We start from the raw sequence: 25,006 nt of genomic DNA on the forward strand, positions 1-25,006 counted from the left end.
CCGTGTCAGCCTGGAGGAGGAAGCTGACAGGATGACGTCATGACTCAGACGGAGACGACCGTTGGTATCGGCGGGGCGGCCGAGAGCACCGACATGGTGCTCAACATCGGTCCGCAGCACCCCTCCACGCACGGCGTGCTGCGGCTGCGGCTGGTGCTGGACGGGGAGCGGATCCAGCGGGCGGAACCGGTGGTCGGCTACATGCACCGGGGCGCCGAGAAGCTCTTCGAGGCGCGGGACTACCGCCAGATCATCGTGCTGGCCAACCGCCACGACTGGCTGTCGGCGTTCTCCAACGAGTTGGGCGTCGTCCTCGCCGTCGAACGGATGCTCGGCATGGAGGTGCCCGAGCGCGCGGTGTGGACCCGCACCCTGCTGGCCGAGCTGAACCGGGTGCTCAACCACCTGATGTTCCTCGGCTCCTACCCGCTGGAGCTCGGCGGGATCACGCCGGTCTTCTACGCGTTCCGGGAGCGGGAGGAGCTCCAGAACGTCATGGAGGAGGTCTCCGGCGGCCGCATGCACTACATGTTCAACCGCGTCGGCGGCCTCAAGGACGACCTCCCGGCGGGCTGGCGGGACCGTGCGCGGCACGCGGTGGCGGCCGTGCGGGGCCGGATGAAGACCTTCGACGACCTGGTGCTCGGCAACGAGATCTTCCGCGGCCGCACCAGGAGAGTGGGCGCACTCAGCCCCGAACTGGTGCACGCCTACGGCGTCAGCGGGCCGCTCGCCCGCGCCTCCGGCGTCGACTTCGATCTACGGCGCGACGAGCCCTACCTGGCGTACGGGCAGCTGCAGGACGTGCTGCGCGTGGTGACCCGGCAGGAGGGCGACTGCCTCGCCCGGTTCGAGGTCCTCCTCGACCAGGTGCACAACTCCCTCGACCTGGCCGACGCCTGCCTCGACCGGCTCGCGGAGCTGCCGCCGGGACCCGTCAACCAGCGGCTGCCCAAGGTGCTCAAGGCGCCCGAGGGCGCCACCTACGCCTGGACCGAGAACCCGCTGGGGCTCAACGGCTACTACCTGGTCTCCAAGGGGGAGAAGACGCCCTACCGGCTCAAGCTGCGCTCGGCCTCGTTCAACAACATCCAGGCGCTCACCGAGCTGCTGCCGGGCACGTTGGTCGCGGACATGGTCGCGATCCTCGGATCGTTCTTCTTCGTGGTGGGTGACATCGACAAGTAGCCCCCTGGGCGGCTTGCACGGGAGCGGGTTCCGCGGAGATCTGCAGGGTCTGCGGCTGCCTGCGGGACGGCCCCGGTGGGCCGGGCCGGGTCAGTGGCGGGTGGGTGCGGTGCGCTTGTCGCGGCCGAAGAAGTCGAAGCCGCTCGTGTCGCGTGCGCGGCCGTCCGGCTCGGCGGCGCCCTCCTGCGGGCCGCCGCCGTCCTCGGGCGCCGTCGGCTGCGGCGGTACGGGGGAGGCCGGTGCGACCGGGCGCCCGTCCCGTCCCGGCCCCCGGGACGGACCTCCGTGCCCCGCGGCGCCTGCACCGACGGAGCCGCCCCCGTCGCCCTCGCCGGGGGAGGACGTGGCGGCCTCCGACCCCTCGCCGGACGCGGCGCTCCGTGCGGGCGCGGCTTCGGCTGCCGTGGAGCCGCTCGCGGGCCCGGCGGCCTGCGGCTGACGGCTCCCCGCCGTACGGGGCCCCGCCGCGCGCTCCCGGGCACCCTCGGCCCCGGTCTCGGTCCCGTCGGCCCCCTCGGCCCTCGATCCGGCGGCGTCCCCCTCGTCGTCACGCCCGGGGGCGGCGCTCTCCGCAGCGGCGGGGCCGAGGGAGGGGCCGGGCTCCGTGGCACCGGGCTCCACGGGGGCCGCCTCAGCGGTGTCGCGTCCGGTGTCGCGCTCCGTGTCGCCCTCCGCATCAGCCCGCTCCCTCGCGCGCTGGCGCACCGCGTTGCGGGCGAGGGCGGTCAGTGCCTCGTCGGCCCGCAGGTAGGTGAGCGGCGTGGGGGCACCGGAGCGGCGGCGGTGGTCGGTGGCGTCGGCGGTGAGCGCCTTGGCCTCGGCAGCCGGGGTGCCGGCCTCCAACTCCAGCAGCCTGCGGCCCTCCAGGGCGCTGGCCCGCTGGGTCTCGGCGTGGGCATAGCGGCGCAGCAGGTCGGCGTGTTCGGAGCGGAGCCGGGCCAGCTCGGCGCGCCGTTCCCGGAGCCGGCCGCCGAGCGCGGCCCGCGTCTCGCGCAGCGCCTCCACCTCGCCTTCCAGCTCGGCCTGCTTCTCCTCCGCGCGCCAGGCCGTGCTGGCCATGCGGGCCTTGAGGTCGCCGACCTGTCTGCCCGCGGCGCGGTCCCAGCGGCGCAGCAGCACCCCTCCGGTGACGGCGGCGGCAGCCGCTGCGGCCGTCAGGGCGCGCAGCACGACGGTCTCCAGGTCGCCGACGCCCGGCTCGCCCACCAGCCAGGCGCCACCGGCGCAGGCCGACGCGGCCACCGCCACGGTCACCGGAGGGAGCAGACGGTGCAGCGGCGGGGAATGGCGATGACGTCCACGTGGCATGGTGGGGAATTTACCGCGTGTCCGCCGGAGCACGACACCGGCCGAGGTCGCCGCAGGGCGTGCTCACGCCGAGCGGCCCGTCAGGACGGCCCCGGCCGGACGGCGGCGTCGGGACCCCGCGCCGGGCGTGCACGCCCGGCGTGCGCGCCCGGCCTTTCCCTCGCGCCCGGCTCAGACCAGGCCCTTCTCCTTGAGGTAGTCCTGGGCGACGTCCTCGGCCTTCTGCCGCTCCTGGTCGACCTTGCCGTTGAGGTCGGTCAGGTCCTTGGTGGTGAGGGTGCGGGTCAGCTTGTCCAGGGCACCGGCGGCCTTCTTGCCCCCGGCCTCCTTCGCGTTGACGACGGGCAGCACGTTGTCGGCGTTCTGCAGCTTCTTGTCGTCCTTGAGCAGGACGAGGCCGAACTGGTCGAGGGTGGCGTCGGTGGTGGTCGTCAGCACGAGCTGGTCCTTGCCGTCCTTGACGGCCTGCTTGGACTGGCTGGTGCCGACGCCCTTGGGGTCGAGGCCCTTGACGTCGATGCCGTACGTCTTCTCCAGGCCGGGCCGGCAGAACGGGCGGGTCTCGCACTCGTCGCCCGCCGCGATGGTGACGCTCTGCTTGGATGCGCCCAGGTCGCTGAGGGTCTTGAGCTTGTGCTTCTTCGCGTAGTCCGCGGAGACGGCGTACGCGTTCTGGTCCACCGCCTTGCCCGGGTCGAGCACCTTCAGCCCGCGCGGCCCGGCCAGCTTGCGCAGGGCCGCGACGGTCTTGGCCGAGGAGGGCGAGGCGACCGGCTTCGCCTTGGGGCCGTTCTTCTTGGCGTTGAGGAACTCGGCCATCGTCGCCGCGTACTCGGGGACGACGTCGATGCGGCCCTTCTCCAGCTCGGGCTCGTACAGCTCGCGGTTCTTGACCTTCTTGACGGTCGTCTTGTAGCCGGCCTTCGACAGCACGCCGGAGTACAGCTCGGCGAGGATCTCCGACTCGGTGAATCCGGCTGACCCGATGACGAGGCTGCCCTTGCCGCCCCCGCCGCTGCCGCCCTTCGTCTCCAGGTCGTCGCCGCCGCAGGCGGTGAGCGCGAGCGTCAGCGCGGCGACGGCACCGCCCGCGGCGAGGGCGTGCCGGCGCATGGTGGCGCGCCGGGTGGTGGGCGAGCGGCGCGCGCCGGGTGTGGTCGTGGTGGCAGCCATGGTGTGTCCGTTCGTCGAGAGGTCTGTGGTGGGTGCGGGCGAGTCGTTTCTGCGTGACCGGCGGGGCGGGCCCTGTCTCCCCGCGGTCGGCCAGGGAGCGGCCCGGGGCGGCGCGGCGGCCGGCCGGTCCGGATCAGGCCGCGGAGTGCGCCGGGGCCGGTGGTCCGGAGACCTTTCCGGTGCCGTCGTCGTGGCCCCCGGTGCCGTCGCCGCCCTGGTCCGCGGACGCGGAGTCGGGGCGGGACCGGCGGCGCATCGGATCCAGCAGCCGCTCGGCCAGCGTCAGCGCCCGCTCGACCAGCAGCGCCAGCAGGGCCACCAGCACGGCGCCCGCGACGACCTGGGCGGTGTCGTAGTTGCCGAACCCCGCGGTGATCAGCCGGCCGAGGCCGCCGCCGCCGGGGAGCGCGGCGAGGGTCGCGGTGGCGACCAGTTGCACGGCGGCGGTCTGGATCCCCGTCATGATCAGGGGGAGGGCGAGCGGCAACTCCACCTGGCGCAGCAACTGCCAGCCCGTCATCCCCATGCCGCGGGCGGCCTCGACGACCTCCCGGTCGGCCTCCCGTACGCCGGTGTAGGCGTTCGTCAGCAGCGGCGGCAGGGCGAAGAGCACCAGCGCCACGATCGTCGCCCAGTCCCCGTACTTGCCCAGCGGCCCCATCGACAGCAGCACCAGCACGGCGAAGGTGGGCACGGCGCGCCCCGCGTTGGACAGGTTCACCGCCAGCGCGCCGCCGCGCCCCACGTGGCCGAGCCACAGGGCCGCGGGCAGGGCGAGGGCGCAGGACAGCAGCAGGCAGACCCCGGTGAGGTAGGCGTGCTCGGTGAGGCGTTGCAGCACGCCGCCGTTCTCGGTCCAGTGGGAGCCGTCGGCGAACCAGGACCAGACGTCGGTGAAGATCCCCATGGCAGCTCAGCCCGCCTTCCCGACGAGGTCCGTCCCCGGCGCGTCGGGCGTCGCCGAGGGGCCGGGCGCGGTCCCGGCCGGTGGTGCCCCGTCCGCGCGGTCGCCGCCGCGGCGGCGCGAGCGGGCGCGCGTCCAGGGCGTCAGCGTGCGCTGGAGCCACAGCAGCAGGACGTCCGCGACGACGGCGAGGACGACGCAGATCGCGGAGGCGGTCAGGACCTCCGCGTTGAAGGAGGTCTCCATGCCGTCGTAGATGAGGTTGCCCAGGCCGCCGTAGCCGACGACGGCGCCGATCGTGGTCAGCGACACGGCCGTGACCGTCGCGATCCGCACCCCTGCCAGCAGCGCGGGCAGGGCCAGCGGCAGCTCCACCTCCAGCAGCAGCTTGCCCGGCCCGTAGCCCATCCCGCGGGCCGCCTCCCGGGCCTCCTCCGGCACCGCGTCGAGGCCCGCGAGGGTGTTGCGCACCAGGACGGTGAGCGAGTACAGCACCAGGCCGGTGACCACCACGGCCGCCGACAGTCCGAAGACGGGCAGCAGCAGCGCGAACATCGCGAGCGACGGGATGGTGTACAGCACCGTCGTGACGCCGAGGGCCGGGGCGCGCGCGGCCTGCCAGCGGCGGGCGGCGACGGCCAGCGGCAGCGCCAGCACCAGTGCGATGCCGACGGCGGCAGCGGTGATCCAGATGTGCTCGACCGTCGCGTCGAGCAGTTCGCTCTGACGGGTGCGCAGGTACTCCCCGCACAGCCAGTCGTTCTGCGCGAGACAGCCCTTCGGGCTGCCCGTCGCCGTGCTGCTCACGCCGGTCACCTCCCGTGCCGTGCGGTCCTTCGAGTCGGTGTCGGCCGACCCTATCCCGACAGACTGACAATCGGCCCGCAGTGCGGTACCCGCGCAACACGGTGTTCATCCCACGGGGCTGGGGATTGTCGGTGGGGTGTGTTTCGGTGTTCGGTACGGCCAAGGGACGAGGACCGGCGGCCGCGGGGCCGGACAGGTGAGGGGACGGCCGGCAGGTGAGGATGGGGACATGATTCGGTTCGAGAACGTGACCAAGCGCTACCCCGACGGCACCGTCGCGGTCGAGGGGCTGTCCTTCGAGGTGGCGGAGGGGGAGCTGGTCACGCTCGTCGGCCCCTCGGGCTGCGGCAAGACCACCACCATGAAGATGGTCAACCGGCTGATCGAGCCCACCGAGGGCCGCATCCTGGTCGACGGCGAGGACATCTCCCGCGTCGAACCGGTCGACCTACGGCGCCGGATGGGTTACGTCATCCAGCAGACGGGCCTGTTCCCGCACCGCACGGTGCTGGACAACACGGCCACCGTTCCGCACCTGCTGGGCTGGTCCAGGGCGCGGCGGCGCGAGCGGGCCCGCGAGCTGCTGGACCTGGTGGGGCTGGATCCCTCCGTCTACGGCGACCGCTACCCCGACCAGCTCAGCGGTGGGCAGCGGCAGCGGGTGGGCGTCGCACGGGCGCTGGCGGCCGACCCGCCGGTGCTGCTGATGGACGAGCCGTTCGGCGCCGTGGACCCCGTGGTCCGCGAGCACCTGCAGAGCGAGTTCCTGCGGCTGCAGTCGCGGCTGCACAAGACGGTGCTGTTCGTCACGCACGACATCGAGGAGGCCGTCCGCCTCGGTGACCGCATCGCCGTCTACGGCGAGGGGCGCATCGAACAGTTCGACCGCCCGGCGACGGTGCTGGGCGCGCCCGCCTCCCCGTACGTGGCCGATTTCGTCGGCGCGGACCGCGGTCTCAAACGGCTGTCCGTCACGCCCATCGAACTCGGTGACCTGGAGGAGCCGCCCACCGTCCACCTGAGCGACCGGCTGGACAAGGCGGCCGAACGGATGGCCCTCAGCGAGGCCCGCTGGGCCGTCGTACTGGACGACGCCGACGAACTGCACGGCTGGGTCTCCGAGGGGACCGTCTCCGCCCAGAAGGGCACGGTGGCCGATCACGCCCGCCGCATGGAGGCCTGGCTGCCGCTGGGCTCCTCCCTCAAGCAGGCGTTCAGCACGATGCTCCAGCACGACGCGGGCTGGATCGCCGTGCTGGACGGCGACAGATTCGTCGGCGTGCTCACCCCCGCGCGGCTGCACGCGGCGCTGCGGCGCTCCATCGACGCCGACGCGCGCGAGGTGGGCCGGGGCGAGGTGGAACTGGAGTCCATCGAGAGCTCTTGAGGGGCCTTGCCGTGAGCCGCTCGGGAGTCTGCGGGGCCGTTGACACCGTTCCCGCACCTGTGCTGCACTCACCCGCATGATCGGCGCACACGGCCACCTGTGGCGGAGGGTCCACCTGGACCTGCTCCGCTACGCGGGCTGCGTGTGTTCGCCGTCCTGTTGAGCGCTTCCCCTTCCGTATCCCGTGCGGGCCGCCGAGCCGTGGCCGCACGCGGTCACGACCACTCTCAGGACGGTTCCCGTGTCTTCTTCCGCACCTGCCGCAGCGACCCCGCCGGCGACCTCTTCGACTTCCACGTCACCGGCGACGACCTCTTCGACACCCCCGGCGGCCACCGCTGACCGCCGTTCCGGCCCCTCCGAGGCCGAACTCCTCGCCTTCGTACACCGCGTCGCCGCCGACGACGCGCTCGTCGCCTCCCTCCCGCTCGACCCCGAGGGCCGCACCTGGCTGCGGCTGGCCGGGCCCGACGGCAGCGAGGCGTGGCTCATCGGCTGGCCGCCCGGCACCGGCACCGGCTGGCACGACCACGGCGGCTCACGCGGCGCCTTCACCACCGCCCGCGGCGCCCTGACCGAGAACGCGCTGGCCGCCCGCATCCCCACCGAGGGCTGGAAGACGCTGGAGCTCGCCGACGGCGTGGACCGCGTCAGGAGCCTGACGGCCGGCCGCGGCAGGGCCTTCGGGCCGCACCACGTGCACGAGGTGCTCAACGAGGAGCCCGCCGAGCACGCCGTCTCCGTGCACGCCTACTACCCGCCCCTGCCGCTGATGCGCCGCTACAGCCGTACCGGCAGCGTGTTGCGGCTCGAAGAGGTCGAGCAGCCCGGCGAGTGGGACGCCGACGGGGCCGGTGCGGACGGGGCCCTCCCGGAGCGGTCCGCGGGGCGGGTGTGAGCGCCGCCGCCGACAGCCGCGTCGACGCGCTGCTGGCCGCCGCCCGCAGCGGGCTCGTCCGGCTGACGCCCCAGCAGGCCGCCGCCGCCCAGCAGCAGGGGGCGCTGCTGGTCGACATCCGGTACGCGGCGCTGCGGGAGCGCGACGGGACGGTGCCCGGCGCGCTCGTGGTCGAGCGGAACGAATTGGAGTGGCGGCTGGATCCCAGTTGCCCGCACCGGGCTCCGGAAGCCACCGGGTTCTCCCTGCCGGTGGTGGTCTTCTGCAACGAGGGCTACGCCTCCAGCCTGGCTGCCCGCTCCCTGCGCGAGCTCGGCCTGCGGCAGGTGACGGACCTGGCAGGCGGCTACCAGGCCTGGCGGTCCGCCGGCCTCCCGGTGGAACCCCCGCCCCACCCGTGACCCCGCCCCGCCTGTGTCCGGGTCGCGCCTGTGACTGGGCCATGTCTGTGATTCCGCTCCCGCTTGTGGCCGGGTCACGCCTGTGATCCCGCTCCCGCCTGTGGACGGGCCACGCCTGTGACCCCGCCCCGCCTGTGTCCGGGTCGCGCCTGTGACTGGGCCATGTCTGTGATTCCGCTCCCGCTTGTGGCCGGGTCACGCCTGTGATCCCGCTTCCACCCGTGTCCGGGTCCCGCCTGTGCCTCGGCCCGTCCACGATCGGCCCTGCCCGCGCGTACCGCCCGGGACCGCGGGCCGGTCGGGCCGGTCGGGCGGTCAGGCCAGGCCGGTCTCGCAGGCGAGCTCGCAGATCAGCCAGGTGAAGCCGCCCAGGCCGCCCGCGTCCAGCAGCTCGGCGGCCTGCCCCGCGGCGCTCAGCTCGCGGACGTAGGCGGCGGGATCGGTGCGGGCCGAAGTCGAAGCGGGGCGGCGGCCGGTCACGCCCAGGGCGCTCAGCGCGGCCCGCTGGGACAGCAGCCGCGGGGTGCCCGGAGCGGCGGCGGCGACGGCGTCCAGGGCGACGTGCGCGGTCACGTCGCAGGTGCCGTCGGGCACGGGTGGGCAGGCGCGGCCCGCGCGGAATCCGGTCAGGGTGCCGAAGGGCGGCCGGCTCTCGCGGGTGTGGGCGTAGTCGACGGCGACGGCCACCCCGCGGCGCAGACTCCCGGCGGCCCGCGCCCAGGCCGTGTCCCGCGGGTGCCCGATCTCGGCGCGGATGCCCTCGCCCTCCCCGGCAGGCGGCCACCAGCGGGTCAGCCAGTCCGCGTCGGCGCCGGTCACGGGCGGGCCGAGCCGTTCGGTGCCGTCGGGCTCGACGAGGACCAGCCTGGGGGTGCCCCGCGCGTCGGTCTCGGCGACGTCGAGGGGCACGTTGTCCAGCCACTCGTTGGCGAACAGCAGCCCGGTGACCGTCTCCGGCGCGGGCAGCCGCGTACGCCACTCGACGGCCGCGTCGAGCTGTTCGGGCCGCGGGCGGTGCTCGACGGCGAGCGGCCGCAGCCGGTCGAGGACGTCGCGTCCGGGCGTCCGGCCCTCCTGTGCTCCGTCCGCCCCGCCCTCTTCGCCGTTCCGCAGGGCGGCCAGCACCCCGCTCAGCAGTTCGCCGCCGCCGGCGCCCACATCGACGAGGTCGAGCCGGCCGGGCCGGCCCAGAGCCTCGTCCACCCGCAGCAGGAGACGGGCCACGGCGCGGGCGAACAGCGGGGAGGCGTGCACGGACGTGCGGAAGTGGGCGGCCGGCGCGTGACGTGTGTAGAAGCCATGCGGGCCGTAGAGGGCGGCTTCGGTGGCGGTGCGCCAGCCCGGCGACTGGGGGAGCATGGGCCTCACCGTATGTGCGGACGGGAACCCTCCACCTTGGGGAGTAGGCGCGGAGGAACGGATCGGCCGTCCGGCTGACCCCTGCACGTGCTGACACTGCATACGCTGGGTTACGTGCATCGGCTCTACGATTTCATCCGCAGGCACCCCACCTGGGTGGACAGCCTCTGGGCTGTGTTCCTGCTGATGCTGTCGTCGCTGTGGATCGTCGCCGGCGTGACCGCGCCGCCCGAGGCGGAGGGCCTCGCGGAGGGCCCGCGGGAGCAGATCGCGCTGGTCCCCCTCTCGCTCGTGCTGAGCCTGGTGGTGGCGCTGCGGCGGCGTGCCCCGGAGAAGATGCTGCTGCTGGCGACGGGCGCGGGTGTGGCCCAGGTGGTGGTGGACGTCGGCCCGTTCCCCGGCAACTTCGCCTTCCTGGTCATCCTGTTCACCGTCGCCTCCCGGCACACCCGCTGGGCCTCCCGGTTCGCGCTGGCCGGGGCGCTGCTGACGCCCACCATCAGCACCCTGCGCTGGCCCAACGAGCGCGACGACCTGACGGCCGACATCTTCAGCACCCTCTTCCTGACGCTGATGTTCGTGCTGGCCTGGGTGCTCGGCGACTCGCTGCGCACCCGCCGCGCCTACTACCTGCAGCTGGAGGAGCGTGCCCGGCGGCTGGAGAAGGAGCGGGAGGCACAGGCCAAGATGGCCGTCGCCGCCGAGCGGGCCCGGATAGCGCGCGAGCTGCACGACGTGGTGGCGCACAACGTGTCCGTGATGGTCGTGCAGGCCGACGGCGGCGCCTACGTGCTGGACAACGCGCCGGACCAGACACGGATGGCGCTGGAGACCATCTCGGGCACCGGGCGGCAGGCGCTCGCCGAGATGCGCCGGCTGCTGGGCGTCCTGCGCAGCGAGGACAGCGCCGGCCGGGAGGGCGGCGAGTACGTGCCGCAGCCCGGTGTGGAGGAGATCGCGGATCTGGTCGAGCAGGTGCGCGGCGCCGGGGTCGCCGTCGACTTCCGGGTGGAGGGCGTCCCGCATCCGCTGCCCAGCAGCGTCGAGCTGACCGCGTACCGCATCGTCCAGGAGGCGCTGACCAACACCCGCAAGCACGGCGGCCCCGACGTGGGCGCCACCGTGCGGCTGCGCTACGGCGACGACGAGCTGTCCGTCCTCGCGGAGGACGACGGGCGCGGTGCCCAGCGCGAGCTGTACGAGGAGGGCGGCGCCGACGGCCTCGGACACGGGCTGATCGGCATGCGCGAGCGGGTCGGCATGGTCGGCGGCGCGCTGGAGGCCGGGCCCCGCGCCGGCGGCGGCTTCCGCGTCAGTGCGGCGCTCCCCCTCAAACGCGCAGACTGAGCCCCTGGCGCAGTCCACCGTCCCGGCCCCCGCTCCGGGCCCCGGCTCCCCCCGTCCCCGTACGACCGAGAAGGACCCCACATGACGATCCGCGTGATGCTCGTCGACGACCAGGCGCTGCTGCGCACCGGCTTCCGCATGGTGCTCACGGCCCAGCAGGACATGGAGGTCACGGCGGAGGCGAGTGACGGCGCCGAGGCGCTGGCGATCCTGCGCGAGACACCCGTGGACGTGGTGCTGATGGACGTGCGGATGCCGAACGTCGACGGGGTGGAGGCCACCCGCCGCATCTGTGAGGGCGGCGAGGGCGGGCCGGGCGCCCCCAAGGTGCTGATCCTGACCACCTTCGACCTGGACGAGTACGCCTTCTCCGCGCTGAAGGCCGGGGCGGGCGGTTTCATGCTCAAGGACGTGCCGCCCGCCGACCTGCTGGACGCCATCCGCGCCGTGCACAGCGGCGACGCCGTGGTGGCGCCCAGCACCACGCGGCGGCTGATCGACCGGTTCTCCTCGGTGCTGCCCGCGACGACCACCGAGCCGGTCGCCAAGGAGCTGGAGAGCCTGACCGACCGCGAGCGCGAGGTCCTCGTCCTCATCGCGCAGGGCCTCTCGAACGGGGAGATCGCCGCCCGGCTGGTGCTCTCCGAGGCGACGGTCAAGACCCATGTCGGCCGCATCCTGGCCAAGCTGGGCCTGCGCGACCGGGTGCAGGCGGTCGTCCTGGCGTACGAGACGGGACTGGTGCGGGCCGGGGGCTGACGGCCGGGCCACCACCCCGCCTCGGCCCACCCCGCTGCCGCCTCACCCTCCCCCGGGCCGGCTCACCTCAGCACGGTCTCCAGGAAGTCGCTGCCCAGCCGGCCGACCACCTTCAGGTCGAGCTGGTACTGCACGTACCGCCCCCGCCGCCGGGAGGTGATCAGCCCCGCCTTCTTCAGCACGGCCAGGTGCCGGGAGACCTCCGGGGCGCTGAGCTCGTACTGGTCGGCGAGCTCGCTGGTGGAGTACGGGGCGCGGGCCAGGTTCCGGCACAGCCGCATTCGCATCGGGTGGGCCAGGGCCTCCATGCGCAGCTTGAACTGGTCCACCGACAGCGGGCCCGGTATCTCGGGCGCCGCGATCGGGTAGTGCACGACGGGCCGCCACCCGGGCCGGTGCAGCACGAGCAGGTGCGGCCACTGGTGGATGGAGGGGACGAACGTCACCCCCGGGCCGACCGCCGGGTCCACGGCGGTGGTGCGGGCGCTGGCGAGCTTGTCCGCGGTGATGACCGTGCCGGCCTCGTCGGTGGACAGCGCGGGCGAGACCGCCGCCAGCGCGGCAGCCAGGCCGCGGCGGCGCAGCAGTTCGGTCTTCTCCCGTGCGTCGGCGGCAAGCTGCACCCGCACCCGGCGCCAGGTGTCGGCGAAGAAGGCCTGGTCGCAGTCCTCGAACAGGCGGCGGATCCACGACCGGACGGCGGGCGGGTCGTCCAGCAGCCGCTGGGTGATCCGCTGCTGCTGCGGCCCGCGCGCCGCCGCCAGGTCGAGGGCCCGCTCCCGCAGCGCGCTGTCCGCCGACGGTGAGGGCATCGTGTCGGTGCCGTGGAACGAGCCGCAGGTGAACTCCAGGGCGGCCAGGACGAACTCCTCGTCCTCCAGCCTGTCGAGGAGGTCCAGGTCCTCGGCGAGCGTCGCCCCGGGCTGCGCGGAGGCGTCCCGCAGCCCCGCGAAGCCCAGCAGGATGTCGGAGAACGTGACGCGCCACAGGAAGTCCGCCTCGCACAGCCGGTCGGCCAGATCCTGCTTGAGGGAGGCGTTGACGGCGGTCGCCCAGCCGTGCACGCCGGGGTGGTGGCCGGGCTCGGCCAGGGTGTGCAGCGCGGTCCCCAGTTCGGCCAGCGGCGAGGGGGTGAAGACCGCCCGCTCCAACGGCATCCCCGCGATGTGGATGGTGATGCTCATGCCCCCATTCTGCGGTCCGTGACCACCGGCTTCTCCGTCGATTGACGAGCCCCGTCAATCGGCGGGCGGTGGATTGACGAGCCGCGTCAATGCGCGTGCCGGGCGGCCGGGCCGTCGTTCACGGTCGGCGGCATGACAGTGAACGAGCAGTACGCGATGGACGTCTGGCGGCTCGGTTCCCAGGGCCAGGCACCGCCTCCGGCCCCGGGCACGCACGAGGCGAAGCTCCTGCGGGCGTGGTGGGTGGCCCGCAGGGAGGCGAGAAAGGAGTGGGCCCGGGCCCGCGCCGCCGAGCGGGGTGCGCAGCGGGAGCGGGAGTCCGACGAGCGGGTCCGCACGGAGCGCCCGGGTGCGGCCGGAGCCGCCCCCGGGCCCGTCCGCCGGCGGACGCGGAGGGCTTAGCATGGCGAGGTCTCGTCCGGTACCGCCCAGCGAGCGGACCGGAACGCATACGGAAGGCCTCTTTCGTGAACCCACAGCACTCCCATCCTGCCGAGGGGCCGCAGGGCGCACGGGCCGAGGACCGCCCCGCGCGGCTGTCCGTCGGTGTCGTCGGCGCCGGCCGGGTCGGCCCCGCGCTGGCGGCGGCCCTGCGGCTGGCCGGGCACCGCCCGGTCGCCGTCTCCGGCGTCTCGGACGCCTCCCGGCGCCGCGCGGCCGCACTCCTGCCCGACGTGCCGCTGGTCGACCCCGACGAGGTGCTGGCCCGCTCCGAGCTCGTCCTGCTGACCGTCCCCGACGACGCGCTGCCCGGCCTGGTGTCCGGGCTGGCGCGTACCGGTGCGGTACGCCCCGGGCAGCTCGTGGTGCACACCTCCGGACGGTTCGGCACCTCCGTACTGGAACCCGCACTGCGCGCCGGCGCCCTGCCGCTGGCGCTGCACCCGGTGATGACCTTCACCGGTACGCCGGTCGACGTGCAGCGCCTGGCGGGCTGCTCGTTCGGGGTGACGGCCCCCGAGGAGCTGCGGCTGGCGGCCCAGGCGCTGGTCATCGAGATGGGCGGGGAGCCCGAGTGGATCGCCGAGGAGGCCCGCCCCCTCTACCACGCGGCTCTCGCCATCGGCGCCAACCACCTGGTCACCCTCGTCAACCAGGCCATGGAGCTGCTGCGCACCAGCGGTGTGCAGGCCCCCGACCGGATGCTCGGCCCGCTGCTGGGGGCGGCCCTGGACAACGCGCTGCGCTCCGGCGACGCCGCGCTGACCGGGCCCGTCGCCCGGGGGGACGCCGGTACCGTCGCCGCCCACGTGGACCAGTTGCGCCGGCACGCTCCCGGGGCGGTCGCAAGCTACCTCGCGATGGCCCGCGCCACCGCCGACCGCGCCCTCGACCACGGGCTGCTCGGGCCGAAGCTCGCCGAGGACCTGCTGGACGTGCTCGGTGCCCCACCGGAGCCGGCCGCGGGCCCCGCCCCGCCCGACGGATCCCCGCCCCGCGGCGGCGGGAGCCGTGAGGGCGAGGTCGGCAGGGACGGCGACGAGGCCAGGGACGGCGACGAGGGCCGCCGCGACGGTGACGGTCACGACGGCGGGGAGGCGGGCGCATGACACCGCGTGTCGTCACCACCGCCGCCGAGCTGCGCGCGCTGCGGCGGGACGCCGAGGCCGAGGCCGCGCGCCCCGTCACCCGTGCCGTCGTCATGACGATGGGTGCCCTGCACCGGGGCCACGCGGCGCTGGTGCGCGCCGCGCGTGAGCGGGTGGGGCCCGACGGCCAGGTCGTCGTCACCGTCTTCGTCAACCCGTTGCAGTTCGGTGCGGGCGAGGACCTGGACCGCTATCCGCGCACCCTGGACGCCGATCTGGAGGTCGCCGGCAAGGAGGGCGCGGACGTGGTGTTCGCGCCGTCCACCGACGAGGTCTACCCCGGTGGCGAGCCCCAGGTGCGGCTGTCCGCCGGGCCGATGGGCGCCGTGCTGGAGGGCGCCTCCCGGCCGGGGCACTTCGACGGGATGCTCACCGTCGTCGCCAAGCTGCTCCACCTGACGGCGCCCGAGGCGGCGTTCTTCGGCCAGAAGGACGCCCAGCAGTTGGCGCTGGTGCGGCGCATGGTGCGGGATCTCAACTTCCCCACCGACATCGTCGCCGTGCCCACCGTCCGGGAGGACGACGGCCTCGCCCTCTCCAGCCGCAACCGCTACCTGGACGCCGCCGGGCGCACCCGCGCCCTCGCCCTCTCCCGCGCCCTGCGCGCCGGGGAGCGCGCCGCGGCAGCGGGCCCGGCGGCCGTGGTGCGGGCCGCCCGTGACGTGCTGGAGCGGGTGTCGGCGGACGGCGGCGGAAAGCCGGACCCGGACGCGCACGCGGACGCCGCCCCGGTCGAACTGGCCGTGGACTACGTGGCCCTGGTCGACGCGGCGCGCTTCACCGAGGTCACCGGCGACGACTGGCGCGGCGAGGCGGTCCTCGCCGTGGCGGCCCGCGTGGGGGACACCCGGCTGATCGACAACGTACCCCTGCGCCTGGGAGCCGAGTGATGACCGAGACCGGCCGGCAGCTCGCACCGGCGACTCCGCACGGTATAGCCGGCGCGGCGCTCCCCGCGCCCGCACCGGGCTGGACACTCGACGCGGACGTCGTCGTCGTCGGCTCCGGTGTCGCCGGGCTGACCGCCGCCCTGCGCTGCGCGGTACGGGGCGCCCGTACCGTCGTCGTCACCAAGGCCCGGCTGGACGCGGGCTCCACCCGCTGGGCGCAGGGCGGCGTCGCGGCCGCGCTCGGCGAGGGCGACACGCCCCAGCAGCACCTGGCCGACACCCTGGAGGCGGGGGCGGGGCTGTGCGACGAGGAAGCGGTCCGCACCCTGGTGACGGAGGGCCCCGGTGCGGTGCGGCGGCTCATCGACGCCGGAGCCCGCTTCGACACCTCGCCCACCACCGGCGGCATCGCCCTCACCCGGGAGGGCGGCCACCACCGGGACCGCATCGTCCACGCGGGCGGTGACGCGACCGGCGCCGAGATCTCCCGCGCCCTGGTCGAGGCCGTCCGCGAGCAGGGCATCCGTACGGTCGAGAACGCGCTGGTCCTCGACCTGCTCAAGGACGCGGACGGGCACGCGGCGGGCGTCACCCTGCACGTGATGGGGGAGGGGCGGCACGACGGGGTCGGGGCCGTGCACGCACCGGCCGTCGTCCTGGCGACCGGCGGCATGGGGCAGGTGTTCGCCGCCACCACGAACCCGGCCGTCTCGACGGGGGACGGCGTCGCCCTCGCGCTCCGCGCCGGCGCGGAGGTCTCCGACCTGGAGTTCGTCCAGTTCCACCCGACCGTGCTCTACCTCGGCCCCGACGCGGAGGGCCAGCAGCCCCTCATCTCCGAGGCGGTACGGGGCGAGGGCGCCCACCTCGTCGACGCGGACGGGGTCCGTTTCATGCAGGGGGCCCACCCGCTGGCCGAGCTGGCGCCCCGCGACGTCGTCGCCAAGGGCATCATGCGCCGCGCCGCCGAGCAGGGCACCGACCACATGTTCCTGGACGCCCGCCACTTCGGCGCGGCCATGTGGGAGACGCGTTTCCCCACCATCCTCGCGGCCTGCCGCGCCCACGGCATCGACCCGGTCACCGCGTTCGTGCCCGTCGCCCCCGCCGCGCACCACGCCAGCGGCGGCGTCCGTACCGATCTGAGCGGCCGCACCACCGTGCCCGGCCTGTACGCCTGCGGCGAGGTCGCCTGCACCGGGGTGCACGGCGCCAACCGGCTGGCCTCCAACAGCCTGCTGGAGGGACTGGTCTTCGCCGAACGCATCGCGGAGCACCTGTCTCCCGGCTCAAAACGAGCCGCGCCGGACCCCGAGGCCCCGCGGGACGGGCGGCCCCACGCGGGGGAGCCCGGCGGGAGCGGGGGAGCCGGAGAGCGCGGGAACCGCAGCGGCGGTGTGCGGGTGGAGCTGCTTTCGGCAGCCGCCCGTACCGAGATCCAGCGCATCATGACGAGGGGCGCCGGCGTCCTGCGCTCGCGCGAGTCGCTGCGCACGGCGGCCGCGGAGCTGGCCGCGCTCGCCCCGGGAGCGGCCGGGAAGCCCGCCGAACCGGGCGTCGGCACATGGGAGACCGCCAACCTGTACCTGGTCGCCCAGGTGCTGGTGGAGGCGGCGTTGCGCCGCACGGAGACGCGGGGCTGCCACTGGCGCAAGGACCACCCGGAGCGGGACGACGCGCAGTGGCGCCGCCACCTTCTGATCGGTACGCCGCCCGGCGCACCGATCACCGTCCGTACGACCGACACGGCAGCTTTCGACACGGCAGCCTTCCCCGCCGGGCCCTCGGCCGGAACGGGCTCCCGGGCAGGCACCCACAAGGAGCAACAGTGAGCGACGACCTCCCCCTCCTCCAGATCGGCAGGGGCCCCGCGGCGCAGCCCGAGGACGCGGGTGGCTGCGGCGACGCCTGCGGCTGCTCCGCCGGCGGCGCGGTGGACGACGAGGGGCTCGACCCCCTGGAGTGCGGCCTGGACCCGGCCCTGGCGCAGCTCATCATGGACGCGGGCCTGGACCCGGTGCAGGTGGAGGACATCGCCCACCTGGCCGTCGAGGAGGACCTGGACCGCGGCGTCGACGTCACCAGCGTGGCGACGATCCCCGACGACGCGGTCGCCACCGGCGACTTCACAGCCCGCCAGGCAGGCACCGTCGCGGGCCTGCGCGTCGCCGAGGCCGTCCTCTCGGTCGTCTGCACCGCCGAGTTCGAAGTCGAACGTCATGTGCTGGACGGTGACCGGGTGGAGGCAGGCCAGAAGCTGCTGACCGTCCGCACCCGTACCCGGGACCTGCTGACGGCCGAGCGCAGCGCCCTGAACCTGCTGTGCCGGCTCTCCGGCATCGCCACCGCGACCCGCGCGTGGGCGGACGCCCTGGAGGGCACCGACACGGTGGTCAGGGACACCCGCAAGACCACTCCGGGGCTGCGCGCCCTGGAGAAGTACGCGGTGCGCTGCGGCGGCGGCGTCAACCACCGCATGTCCCTGTCGGACGCGGCGCTCATCAAGGACAACCACGTCATCGCCGCTGGCGGCGTCGCGGAGGCGTTCGGACGCGTGCGGGCCGAGTTCCCCGACGTGCCGATCGAGGTGGAGGTGGACAGCCTCGACCAGATCCCGCCGGTGCTGGACCAGGGCGCCGACCTGCTCCTGCTGGACAACTTCACCCCGGGGACGACGGCCGAGGCGGTCACCCTGGTCGCCGGCCGCGCCCGGCTGGAGTCCTCCGGGCGCCTCACCCTGGAGAACGCCGCCGAGTACGCGGCCACGGGCGTCGACTTCCTCGCCGTCGGCTCGCTGACCCACTCCTCCCCGGTCCTGGACATCGGCCTCGACCTGCGGGACGGGACCGACGAGCAGAGGGAGCCCGCCTGATGCTCCTGACCATCGACGTCGGCAACACCCACACGGTGCTGGGCCTCTTCGACGGCGAGGAGATCGTCGAGCACTGGCGCATCTCCACGGAGGCCCGCCGCACGGCCGACGAGCTGGCGGTGCTGCTCCAGGGGCTGATGGGCATGCACCCGCTCCTCGGTGAGGACCTCGGCGACAACATCGAGGGCATCGCCATCTGCTCCACCGTCCCCTCGGTGCTGCACGAGCTGCGCGAGGTGACCCGGCGCTACTACGGCGACATCCCTGCCGTGCTGGTCGAGCCGGGCGTCAAGACGGGCGTGCCGATCCTCATGGACAACCCGAAGGAGGTCGGCGCCGACCGCATCATCAACGCGCTGGCGGCGGTCGAGCTGTACGGCGGCCCCTGCGTGGTGGTGGACTTCGGGACGGCGACGACGTTCGACGCGGTCTCGGCGCGCGGCGAGTACGTGGGTGGCGTGATCGCGCCCGGCATCGAGATCTCCGTCGACGCGCTGGGCATGCGCGGCGCACAGCTCCGCAAGATCGAGATCGCGCGACCGCGCAGCATCATCGGCAAGAACACCGTCGAGGCCATGCAGTCCGGCATCGTCTACGGCTTCGCGGGCCAGGTGGACGGTGTCGTCCAGCGGATGGCGACCGAGCTGGCCGACGACCCGGAGGACGTCACCGTGCTCGCGACCGGCGGGCTGGCCCCGATGGTGCTGGGCGAGTCCTCGGTCATCGACGAGCACGAGCCCTGGCTGACTCTGATCGGCCTCCGGCTGGTCTACGAACGCAACGTCGACCGCGGCTGACCTCGCGCAGGGCCCCGGTGGAGAAGCAGCAGAGGCGGGCGGGCGCCACGCCCGGGAATCGGGCGATAAGCACATTTAGGGTATAGGTCACCTATCGTCACTTCATGCCCACGCCCTACGGTTCCCGAGGCGGCGTGGCGTTCAGCGCCGACGAGCTGCGCGTGCTCGGCGGCGCCCTCGCCACCGCCCTCAAGTCCGCCCCCGCGCCCGAGCAGGCCCGCGCGTATCTGCGGCTTGCCCGGGCCATGGACGAGGCCGCCCGTGAAGCCGGCAGACTGCGCTGCTTCGTGCGGGCCGACCTCGACCGCTACCGCGCCGCCCTTCCCGGCGCCGCTTCGGGCTATCTCGACCGGCTCCAGGACGCCCTCGCCGCCGGGCACCTGCCGACCCCCGAGGACCTGGCCGCTCTCCGCGCCCTGTGCGCCGAACCGGCAGGCCCGCGGGAGACCGCCCGGCGCCGGTGGCTCCTCGACCGGTCGGAGGCCGCCGCACCGCCGCGCGTCCCCCCTGTCCGCCGCCCCGCCGACGCGGAACCGGACCGCCGCACAGGTCCGGACCGCACCGAGCCCGGCCACGGGACGGGAGGGCGCCTTGCCCGACCCCCCTTCCTGCCCGCGGCCCGCCCCGCCCGCCCCGGACCTCCCGCCGGTCCGTCGCCCGACAGCGCGGAGGTACGGCCGCCCGCCGGGGAGCGGGAGTGCGGCCCTACACGAGAGCTGCCCCGGGCGCGCGCGGCAGAGCTGGAGCGCGCACGCGCGGCGGAGCGGGACGGGCGTGAGGGGGAGCCGGACCCCGGGCCCGCCAAGCCCGGACCCGCCGAGCGGCCCGGGTCCCCGCAGCCGACCGCCCCGTCGCGGCCCGTGCCCACGCCCGCGGAGGTCTTCCCGCCGCGCCGCCGGAACCAGCCCGGCGAACCGTCGCCGTCGCCTTCCCCGTCGCCCTCGCCCTCGCCCTCGCCGGAGCGGGAGGGTGAGGAGGATGCGGGGGAGGCGCGGGCCCCTCGGCCGGGACGGTCCCGTCCGCCGGCCGGCGGCGGTTCGATGGGGGCCGTCCCGGCCTGAGTCCGCCGGGGCGGGTGTGCCCGTGAGGCCGTGGCGGGCGGCGTTAGGCTGGGAGCCCGGTTCGTCGAGGAGGCTCGCTCATGGATTACATCGCCGCGCTCACCCCGCCGGTCGTGATGGCGGCGGGTTTCACCGCGCTCATCGTCACCATGATCAAGAGCCAGGGCGGAGCGAACAAGGCGAAGGAGGACGGCATCGTGGATGCCGCCCTCGCCGAGGCGGGCCGCTTCGAGCGCGAGAGCTGACCCCGCCGCACCCCGCCGGGACGGCACCGCGGGACGGCCGCACCGCGCAGTGCCCCCGTGGACGGGTCCGGTCGGGTGCGCTTCCCGCCTTGTTCCCTCGATTCGGACATTTTCCACTATTCTTCTTGTGTGCCGAGGCCATTGGGAGAGCTGGAAGACGCCGTCATGACCCGGGTATGGCGGTGGAACCGTCCGGTCACTGTGCGGGAAGTCCTCGAGGATCTCCAGAAGGAACGCACCGTCGCCTACACGACGGTGATGACCGTAATGGACAACCTGCGCCAGAAGGGGTGGCTGCGGCGGGAGCAGGACGGCCGCGCCTATCGATATGCGGCCGTCTCCACGCGGGCCGCATACTCCGCCGCTCTCATGAACGAGGCGTGGTCGACCAGTGACAACCCGGCTGCGGCTCTTGTCGACTTCTTCGGCATGATGTCGCCGGAACAGGTCGAAGTCCTGCGCGCGGCCTTGCGGGTCGTACATCTGAACGGTGTGCATCTCGATCCCCCCGATGGCGAGGCGCCGCGGGGGGACCGATAGCGTCCGTTCATGGCAGAACGCGCACCGCTATCCCAGGTCACCATCCGCAGGGCTCGCACCGCTGACGTCCCGGCGGTGCGCCGTCTGATCGATGCCTACTCGCGCGATCGCATCCTGCTCGACAAAGCAACCGTGACCCTTTACGAGGACATCCAGGAGTTCTGGGTCGCGGAACGGGACGCCGACGCCGAAGTTGTCGGCTGCGGCGCGCTGCACGTGATGTGGGAGGACCTCGCCGAGGTCCGGACGCTGGCCGTGGACCGTTCCGCCCGCAGCACCGGCGTCGGCCACCTGCTGCTGGAGAAGCTGCTGCGCACGGCCCGCTGGCTGGGGGTGCGGCGCATTTTCTGCCTGACCTTCGAAGTGGACTTCTTCGCCCGGCACGGCTTCACGGAGATCGGCGAGACCCCGGTGGACGGCGATGTCTACAGCGAGCTCCTGCGCTCCTATGACGAGGGCGTGGCCGAGTTCCTCGGCCTCGAACGGGTGAAGCCCAACACTCTGGGCAACAGCCGCATGCTGCTGCATCTGTGAACCGCGGAGCGGTTCCGCCGCCACTATGTCCGAAAGGTCCCGCCAATCCCTGTGCGACGCCGGGCAAACTCAGCACAGGGTTTGTGTTTCTCCGGGAAAAGCGGTTTGCTTTCCACGTCGGTATCCGTAATCCGTTATCCAGATCCAGCACGAATGGGAGCAACAGGTGGCACAGAAGGTTCAGGTTCTTCTTGTCGACGACCTCGACGGCGGGGAGGCTGACGAGACGGTGACGTTCGCGCTGGACGGTAAGTCGTACGAGATCGATCTCACCACTGCTAATGCGGACAAGCTCCGTTCCGCACTGGAGCCCTATCTGAAGAACGGGCGCCGTACCGGTGGCCGTTCCTCGCGTGGAAAGGGCGGCCGCTCCGGCTCGGCTTCCGGTTCCGGTTCCGGTTCCGGTCAGGACACCGCGAAGATCCGCGCCTGGGCCAAGGAACAGGGTTACGAGGTCAATGACCGCGGGCGTGTTCCCGCCAGCATTCGTGAGGCTTACGAGAAGGCCAACGGCTGAGCCATTACGGCTTGATCAGTTGTCCCGTTGTCCGGTGGCCCAGCCGTTCGCCGGCTCCGGCCCCGAGGCCGTCCCCGGCCAGGGAGGCCCCGAGCGGGCCTCCCTGGGGGCGTCCCGCGTCTGCCCCGCGCGCCTGCCGGGACCCAGGGCGGCAGTACCCCGTCCGGCCGTGCGCAGTCACCCGGCGTCAGCGGCAGCCACACTCCGTGCGTGCTCCCTTAGGGCAGTCCCCGAACGTGTGCCCCCGTGTTCGCCCTCAGCGGAGGCGGCCGACCGCATCCGGCCGATGCCGCATGGATTGTCACACCGAGCGGGTAAGAAGGCTCTGACGGCCCTGAAGCCCAGGTGGCGCAGGGTGGAGCGGGGGTGCCGCGGCACGGGTGCCACCGCGAGCGGACGTGTCGGTGCGGGGGCGTTCGCCGTCGGCGTAGTGGATCCAGGTGAATACGCCTGGCCTGCGGGAACATCGTCTCGCACCATCGGGTTGGAACTGTTGTCGGCTGTCCGGGCAGGAGGCGCATGATCGACCGGGTAGACCGGGCCGCAGTCGGCAGTTGGAATGAGCGGTCCCCCGTTGCGGGACTAAGCTGCGGAAGGACAGCGAGGGGAGCGTCCCCTCACTGCCTGACCGCTCTGAGGAGCGATTAACGATGTTCGAGAGGTTCACCGACCGCGCGCGGCGGGTTGTCGTCCTGGCTCAGGAAGAAGCCCGGATGCTCAACCACAACTACATCGGCACCGAGCACATCCTTCTGGGCCTGATCCATGAAGGTGAGGGTGTCGCCGCTAAGGCACTGGAGAGCCTCGGGATCTCGCTTGAGGCTGTCCGGCAGCAGGTGGAGGAGATCATCGGCCAGGGCCAGCAGGCGCCCTCCGGCCACATTCCTTTCACCCCCCGTGCCAAGAAGGTGCTGGAGCTGTCGCTCCGCGAAGCCCTTCAGCTCGGCCACAACTACATCGGTACGGAGCACATCCTGCTGGGCCTGATCCGCGAGGGCGAGGGCGTCGCCGCCCAGGTCCTCGTGAAGCTGGGCGCCGACCTGAACCGGGTCCGCCAGCAGGTCATCCAGCTCCTGTCCGGTTACTCCGGTGGCAAGGAAGCCGCCACGGCCGGCGGACCCGCCGAGGGCACGCCGTCCACCTCGCTCGTCCTGGACCAGTTCGGCCGCAACCTGACGCAGGCCGCCCGCGAGTCCAAGCTCGACCCGGTCATCGGGCGCGAGAAGGAGATCGAGCGGGTCATGCAGGTCCTGTCCCGCCGCACCAAGAACAACCCGGTGCTCATCGGCGAGCCCGGCGTCGGCAAGACCGCCGTCGTCGAGGGCCTGGCGCAGGCCATCGTCAAGGGCGAGGTGCCCGAGACCCTCAAGGACAAGCACCTCTACACCCTGGACCTGGGCGCGCTGGTCGCCGGCTCCCGCTACCGCGGTGACTTCGAGGAGCGCCTGAAGAAGGTGCTCAAGGAGATCCGCACCCGCGGCGACATCATCCTGTTCATCGACGAGCTGCACACCCTGGTCGGCGCGGGCGCCGCCGAGGGCGCCATCGACGCCGCCAGCATCCTCAAGCCGATGCTGGCCCGCGGCGAGCTGCAGACCATCGGTGCCACCACGCTGGACGAGTACCGCAAGTACCTGGAGAAGGACGCGGCCCTGGAGCGCCGCTTCCAGCCCATCCAGGTCGCGGAGCCGTCGCTGCCGCACACCATCGAGATCCTCAAGGGTTTGCGCGACCGGTACGAGGCGCACCACCGTGTCTCCATCACCGACGCGGCCCTGGTCGGCGCGGCCACCCTCGCCGACCGCTACATCTCGGACCGCTACCTGCCCGACAAGGCCATCGACCTGATCGACGAGGCCGGCTCCCGGATGCGTATCCGCCGGATGACCGCCCCGCCGGACCTGCGCGAGTTCGACGAGAAGATTGCGAACGTGCGCCGGGACAAGGAGTCCGCGATCGACTCGCAGGACTTCGAGAAGGCCGCCTCCCTCCGCGACACGGAGAAGCAGCTCCTCGCGGAGAAGGCCAAGCGGGAGAAGGAGTGGAAGGCCGGCGACATGGACGTCGTCGCCGAGGTCGACGAGGACCTGATCGCCGAGGTCCTGGCCGCCTCCACGGGCGTCCCGGTCATGCGGCTCACCGAGGAGGAGTCCAGCAGGCTCCTGCGTATGGAGGACGAGCTGCACAAGCGCGTCATCGGCCAGGAGGACGCCATCAAGGCGCTCTCCCAGGCGATCCGGCGCACCCGTGCGGGCCTGAAGGACCCCAAGCGCCCCGGTGGCTCGTTCATCTTCGCCGGCCCGTCCGGTGTCGGTAAGACCGAGCTGTCCAAGACGCTGGCGGAGTTCCTGTTCGGCGACGAGGACGCGCTGATCTCCCTCGACATGTCGGAGTTCGGCGAGAAGCACACCGTCTCGCGGCTGTTCGGCTCCCCGCCCGGCTACGTCGGGTACGAGGAGGGCGGCCAGCTCACCGAGAAGGTCCGCCGCAAGCCGTTCTCGGTCGTGCTGTTCGACGAGGTCGAGAAGGCCCACCCGGACATCTTCAACTCGCTGTTGCAGATCCTGGAGGACGGTCGGCTGACCGACTCCCAGGGCCGGGTCGTGGACTTCAAGAACACCGTCATCATCATGACGACCAACCTCGGCACCCGGGACATCTCCAAGGGCTTCAACCTCGGCTTCGCCGGCCAGGGTGACGTCCGCGCCGGGTACGAGCGGATGAAGGCCAAGGTCAACGACGAGCTCAAGCAGCACTTCCGGCCCGAGTTCCTCAACCGCGTCGACGACACGGTGGTCTTCCACCAGCTCACGCAGGAGGACATCATCCGTATCGTGGACCTGATGTGCGAGCAGGTCGACGAGCGGCTGAAGGACCGCGACATGGGCATCGAGCTCAGCCAGGACGCCAAGGAGCTGCTGGCGAAGAAGGGCTACGACCCCGTGATGGGTGCCCGGCCGCTGCGCCGGACCATCCAGCGCGAGATCGAGGACCTGCTTTCCGAGAAGATCCTGTTCGGGGATCTGCGGCCCGGTCAGATCGTGGTCGTCGACACCGAGGGCGAGGGGGAGGACAAGACCTTCACCTTCCGCGGTGAGGAGAAGTCGGCCCTGCCGGACGCTCCCCCGGTGGAGTCCGCCGCGGGTGGCGGGCCCAACCTGAGCAAGGAAGCATGAGCAAGGAGGCGTGAGCCTCCGCCACCGTGAGCGGGACCGGACCCGGAAGGGGCCGGTCCCGCTCGGCGTT

At 73.2% G+C, this 25,006-nt stretch carries 25 protein-coding genes; 19 read left to right on the forward strand and 6 right to left on the reverse strand.

Going from position 1 to position 25,006, the window contains the following annotated elements:
• Window positions 1-39 precede the first annotated feature (39 nt).
• Complete coding sequence (locus H297_RS0121935) at window positions 40-1,188, forward strand: NADH-quinone oxidoreductase subunit D-related protein (protein WP_027738810.1); 1,149 nt, start codon at window positions 40-42, stop codon at window positions 1,186-1,188.
• A gap of 90 nt (window positions 1,189-1,278) precedes the next feature.
• On the opposite strand, the gene H297_RS40430 is transcribed toward H297_RS0121935, so the two are convergent.
• The 4 genes from H297_RS40430 to H297_RS0121955 all read right to left on the reverse strand — a co-directional run bounded on the left by H297_RS40430 (window position 1,279) and on the right by H297_RS0121955 (window position 5,380).
• A complete protein-coding gene (locus tag H297_RS40430; protein ID WP_158693717.1) occupies window positions 1,279-2,442 on the reverse strand; it encodes a hypothetical protein in 1,164 nt (387 codons plus the stop codon).
• Window positions 2,443-2,667: 225 nt separating this feature from the next.
• Entirely contained in the window at window positions 2,668-3,609 is a 942-nt protein-coding gene (locus tag H297_RS0121945; RefSeq protein WP_027738811.1) for an ABC transporter substrate-binding protein, read from the reverse strand.
• Window positions 3,610-3,802: 193 nt separating this feature from the next.
• Complete coding sequence (locus H297_RS37765) at window positions 3,803-4,576, reverse strand: ABC transporter permease subunit (protein WP_078514438.1); 774 nt, start codon at window positions 4,574-4,576, stop codon at window positions 3,803-3,805.
• 6 nt (window positions 4,577-4,582) lie between these two features.
• The gene (locus H297_RS0121955; RefSeq protein ID WP_027738812.1) at window positions 4,583-5,380 is read right to left on the reverse strand and encodes an ABC transporter permease; all 798 of its coding nucleotides are present in this window, start codon (window positions 5,378-5,380) and stop codon (window positions 4,583-4,585) included.
• 229 nt (window positions 5,381-5,609) lie between these two features.
• On the opposite strand from H297_RS0121955, the gene H297_RS0121960 reads away from it, so the two are divergent.
• From H297_RS0121960 to H297_RS0121970, 4 genes are all read left to right on the forward strand, one after another.
• Complete coding sequence (locus H297_RS0121960) at window positions 5,610-6,767, forward strand: betaine/proline/choline family ABC transporter ATP-binding protein (protein WP_027738813.1); 1,158 nt, start codon at window positions 5,610-5,612, stop codon at window positions 6,765-6,767.
• A 76-nt stretch (window positions 6,768-6,843) separates the two neighbouring features.
• On the forward strand, window positions 6,844-6,930 hold the full coding sequence (locus H297_RS44490; protein WP_486589622.1) for a putative leader peptide: 87 nt from the start codon (window positions 6,844-6,846) through the stop codon (window positions 6,928-6,930).
• A 78-nt stretch (window positions 6,931-7,008) separates the two neighbouring features.
• Complete coding sequence (locus tag H297_RS37770; protein ID WP_051352070.1) at window positions 7,009-7,665, forward strand: cysteine dioxygenase; 657 nt, start codon at window positions 7,009-7,011, stop codon at window positions 7,663-7,665.
• Window positions 7,662-8,066, forward strand: coding sequence for a rhodanese-like domain-containing protein (locus H297_RS0121970; protein ID WP_027738814.1), 405 nt, complete (start codon window positions 7,662-7,664; stop codon window positions 8,064-8,066). Before H297_RS37770 ends, H297_RS0121970 begins: the two co-directional genes overlap by 4 nt.
• 315 nt (window positions 8,067-8,381) lie before the next feature.
• Here the strand turns inward: H297_RS0121970 and H297_RS0121975 are convergent, their stop codons facing one another.
• A complete protein-coding gene (locus tag H297_RS0121975; protein WP_027738815.1) occupies window positions 8,382-9,425 on the reverse strand; it encodes an SAM-dependent methyltransferase in 1,044 nt (347 codons plus the stop codon).
• A 114-nt stretch (window positions 9,426-9,539) separates the two neighbouring features.
• On the opposite strand from H297_RS0121975, the gene H297_RS0121980 reads away from it, so the two are divergent.
• Window positions 9,540-10,772 carry a sensor histidine kinase gene (locus H297_RS0121980; RefSeq protein WP_078514452.1) on the forward strand — a complete coding sequence of 411 codons (1,233 nt, stop codon included), beginning with the start codon at window positions 9,540-9,542 and terminating at the stop codon, window positions 10,770-10,772.
• A gap of 81 nt (window positions 10,773-10,853) precedes the next feature.
• Window positions 10,854-11,531 (forward strand): response regulator transcription factor, encoded by a 678-nt coding sequence (locus H297_RS0121985; protein WP_027738817.1) that lies wholly within the window; start codon window positions 10,854-10,856, stop codon window positions 11,529-11,531.
• Window positions 11,532-11,593: 62 nt separating this feature from the next.
• Here the strand turns inward: H297_RS0121985 and H297_RS0121990 are convergent, their stop codons facing one another.
• Entirely contained in the window at window positions 11,594-12,715 is a 1,122-nt protein-coding gene (locus tag H297_RS0121990) for a DUF5937 family protein (RefSeq protein WP_037795042.1), read from the reverse strand.
• Window positions 12,716-12,847: 132 nt separating this feature from the next.
• On the opposite strand from H297_RS0121990, the gene H297_RS0121995 reads away from it, so the two are divergent.
• The 12 genes from H297_RS0121995 (at window position 12,848) to H297_RS0122050 (ending at window position 24,936) form a co-directional block, all read left to right on the forward strand.
• Window positions 12,848-13,117, forward strand: a complete 270-nt coding sequence (locus H297_RS0121995; RefSeq protein WP_027738819.1) for a hypothetical protein — start codon at window positions 12,848-12,850, stop codon at window positions 13,115-13,117.
• Window positions 13,118-13,182: 65 nt separating this feature from the next.
• The gene (locus H297_RS37775) at window positions 13,183-14,265 is read left to right on the forward strand and encodes a DUF2520 domain-containing protein (protein WP_051352071.1); all 1,083 of its coding nucleotides are present in this window, start codon (window positions 13,183-13,185) and stop codon (window positions 14,263-14,265) included.
• Window positions 14,262-15,194, forward strand: a complete 933-nt coding sequence (gene panC, locus H297_RS0122005) for a pantoate--beta-alanine ligase (protein ID WP_027738820.1) — start codon at window positions 14,262-14,264, stop codon at window positions 15,192-15,194. The genes H297_RS37775 and panC overlap by 4 nt, the downstream gene beginning before the upstream one ends.
• Window positions 15,194-17,026 carry an L-aspartate oxidase gene (locus tag H297_RS37780; RefSeq protein WP_051352072.1) on the forward strand — a complete coding sequence of 611 codons (1,833 nt, stop codon included), beginning with the start codon at window positions 15,194-15,196 and terminating at the stop codon, window positions 17,024-17,026. Before panC ends, H297_RS37780 begins: the two co-directional genes overlap by 1 nt.
• Window positions 17,023-18,066 carry a carboxylating nicotinate-nucleotide diphosphorylase gene (gene nadC, locus H297_RS0122015; protein WP_027738821.1) on the forward strand — a complete coding sequence of 348 codons (1,044 nt, stop codon included), beginning with the start codon at window positions 17,023-17,025 and terminating at the stop codon, window positions 18,064-18,066. Before H297_RS37780 ends, nadC begins: the two co-directional genes overlap by 4 nt.
• Window positions 18,066-18,863: a type III pantothenate kinase gene (locus tag H297_RS0122020; protein ID WP_027738822.1), complete on the forward strand. Its 798-nt coding sequence runs from the start codon at window positions 18,066-18,068 to the stop codon at window positions 18,861-18,863. The genes nadC and H297_RS0122020 overlap by 1 nt, the downstream gene beginning before the upstream one ends.
• 104 nt (window positions 18,864-18,967) lie before the next feature.
• On the forward strand, window positions 18,968-19,924 hold the full coding sequence (locus H297_RS37785) for a hypothetical protein (protein ID WP_486589618.1): 957 nt from the start codon (window positions 18,968-18,970) through the stop codon (window positions 19,922-19,924).
• 80 nt (window positions 19,925-20,004) lie between these two features.
• The gene (locus tag H297_RS43790) at window positions 20,005-20,169 is read left to right on the forward strand and encodes a hypothetical protein (protein WP_027738823.1); all 165 of its coding nucleotides are present in this window, start codon (window positions 20,005-20,007) and stop codon (window positions 20,167-20,169) included.
• A 129-nt stretch (window positions 20,170-20,298) separates the two neighbouring features.
• Complete coding sequence (locus H297_RS37790; RefSeq protein WP_078514440.1) at window positions 20,299-20,709, forward strand: BlaI/MecI/CopY family transcriptional regulator; 411 nt, start codon at window positions 20,299-20,301, stop codon at window positions 20,707-20,709.
• 9 nt (window positions 20,710-20,718) lie between these two features.
• Complete coding sequence (locus H297_RS0122040; RefSeq protein ID WP_078514442.1) at window positions 20,719-21,243, forward strand: amino-acid N-acetyltransferase; 525 nt, start codon at window positions 20,719-20,721, stop codon at window positions 21,241-21,243.
• Window positions 21,244-21,409: 166 nt separating this feature from the next.
• On the forward strand, window positions 21,410-21,760 hold the full coding sequence (locus H297_RS0122045) for a histone-like nucleoid-structuring protein Lsr2 (protein ID WP_027738825.1): 351 nt from the start codon (window positions 21,410-21,412) through the stop codon (window positions 21,758-21,760).
• Between the two features lie 650 nt (window positions 21,761-22,410).
• Window positions 22,411-24,936, forward strand: coding sequence for an ATP-dependent Clp protease ATP-binding subunit (locus H297_RS0122050; protein ID WP_027738826.1), 2,526 nt, complete (start codon window positions 22,411-22,413; stop codon window positions 24,934-24,936).
• The last annotated feature ends 70 nt before the right edge of the window (window positions 24,937-25,006 follow it).

The organism is Streptomyces sp. CNT360 (genome assembly GCF_000424785.1).

Excerpts from the sequence above, each read along its gene's own strand:
- panC (WP_027738820.1), top strand. The coding sequence starts at position 14,262 with ATGACACCGCGTGTCGTCACCACCGCCGCCGAGCTGCGCGCGCTGCGG.
- H297_RS43790 (WP_027738823.1), top strand. The coding sequence starts at position 20,005 with ATGGATTACATCGCCGCGCTCACCCCGCCGGTCGTGATGGCGGCGGGT.
- H297_RS37780 (WP_051352072.1), top strand. The coding sequence starts at position 15,194 with ATGACCGAGACCGGCCGGCAGCTCGCACCGGCGACTCCGCACGGTATA.
- H297_RS0122040 (WP_078514442.1), top strand. The coding sequence starts at position 20,719 with ATGGCAGAACGCGCACCGCTATCCCAGGTCACCATCCGCAGGGCTCGC.
- H297_RS0121975 (WP_027738815.1), bottom strand. The coding sequence starts at position 9,425 with ATGCTCCCCCAGTCGCCGGGCTGGCGCACCGCCACCGAAGCCGCCCTC.
- H297_RS0121985 (WP_027738817.1), top strand. The coding sequence starts at position 10,854 with ATGACGATCCGCGTGATGCTCGTCGACGACCAGGCGCTGCTGCGCACC.
- H297_RS0122020 (WP_027738822.1), top strand. The coding sequence starts at position 18,066 with ATGCTCCTGACCATCGACGTCGGCAACACCCACACGGTGCTGGGCCTC.
- H297_RS0122050 (WP_027738826.1), top strand. The coding sequence starts at position 22,411 with ATGTTCGAGAGGTTCACCGACCGCGCGCGGCGGGTTGTCGTCCTGGCT.
- H297_RS0121935 (WP_027738810.1), top strand. The coding sequence starts at position 40 with ATGACTCAGACGGAGACGACCGTTGGTATCGGCGGGGCGGCCGAGAGC.
- H297_RS0121990 (WP_037795042.1), bottom strand. The coding sequence starts at position 12,715 with ATGAGCATCACCATCCACATCGCGGGGATGCCGTTGGAGCGGGCGGTC.
- H297_RS37765 (WP_078514438.1), bottom strand. The coding sequence starts at position 4,576 with ATGGGGATCTTCACCGACGTCTGGTCCTGGTTCGCCGACGGCTCCCAC.
- H297_RS0121995 (WP_027738819.1), top strand. The coding sequence starts at position 12,848 with ATGACAGTGAACGAGCAGTACGCGATGGACGTCTGGCGGCTCGGTTCC.
- H297_RS37785 (WP_486589618.1), top strand. The coding sequence starts at position 18,968 with ATGCCCACGCCCTACGGTTCCCGAGGCGGCGTGGCGTTCAGCGCCGAC.
- H297_RS44490 (WP_486589622.1), top strand. The coding sequence starts at position 6,844 with ATGATCGGCGCACACGGCCACCTGTGGCGGAGGGTCCACCTGGACCTG.
- H297_RS0121945 (WP_027738811.1), bottom strand. The coding sequence starts at position 3,609 with ATGCGCCGGCACGCCCTCGCCGCGGGCGGTGCCGTCGCCGCGCTGACG.
- H297_RS0121960 (WP_027738813.1), top strand. The coding sequence starts at position 5,610 with ATGATTCGGTTCGAGAACGTGACCAAGCGCTACCCCGACGGCACCGTC.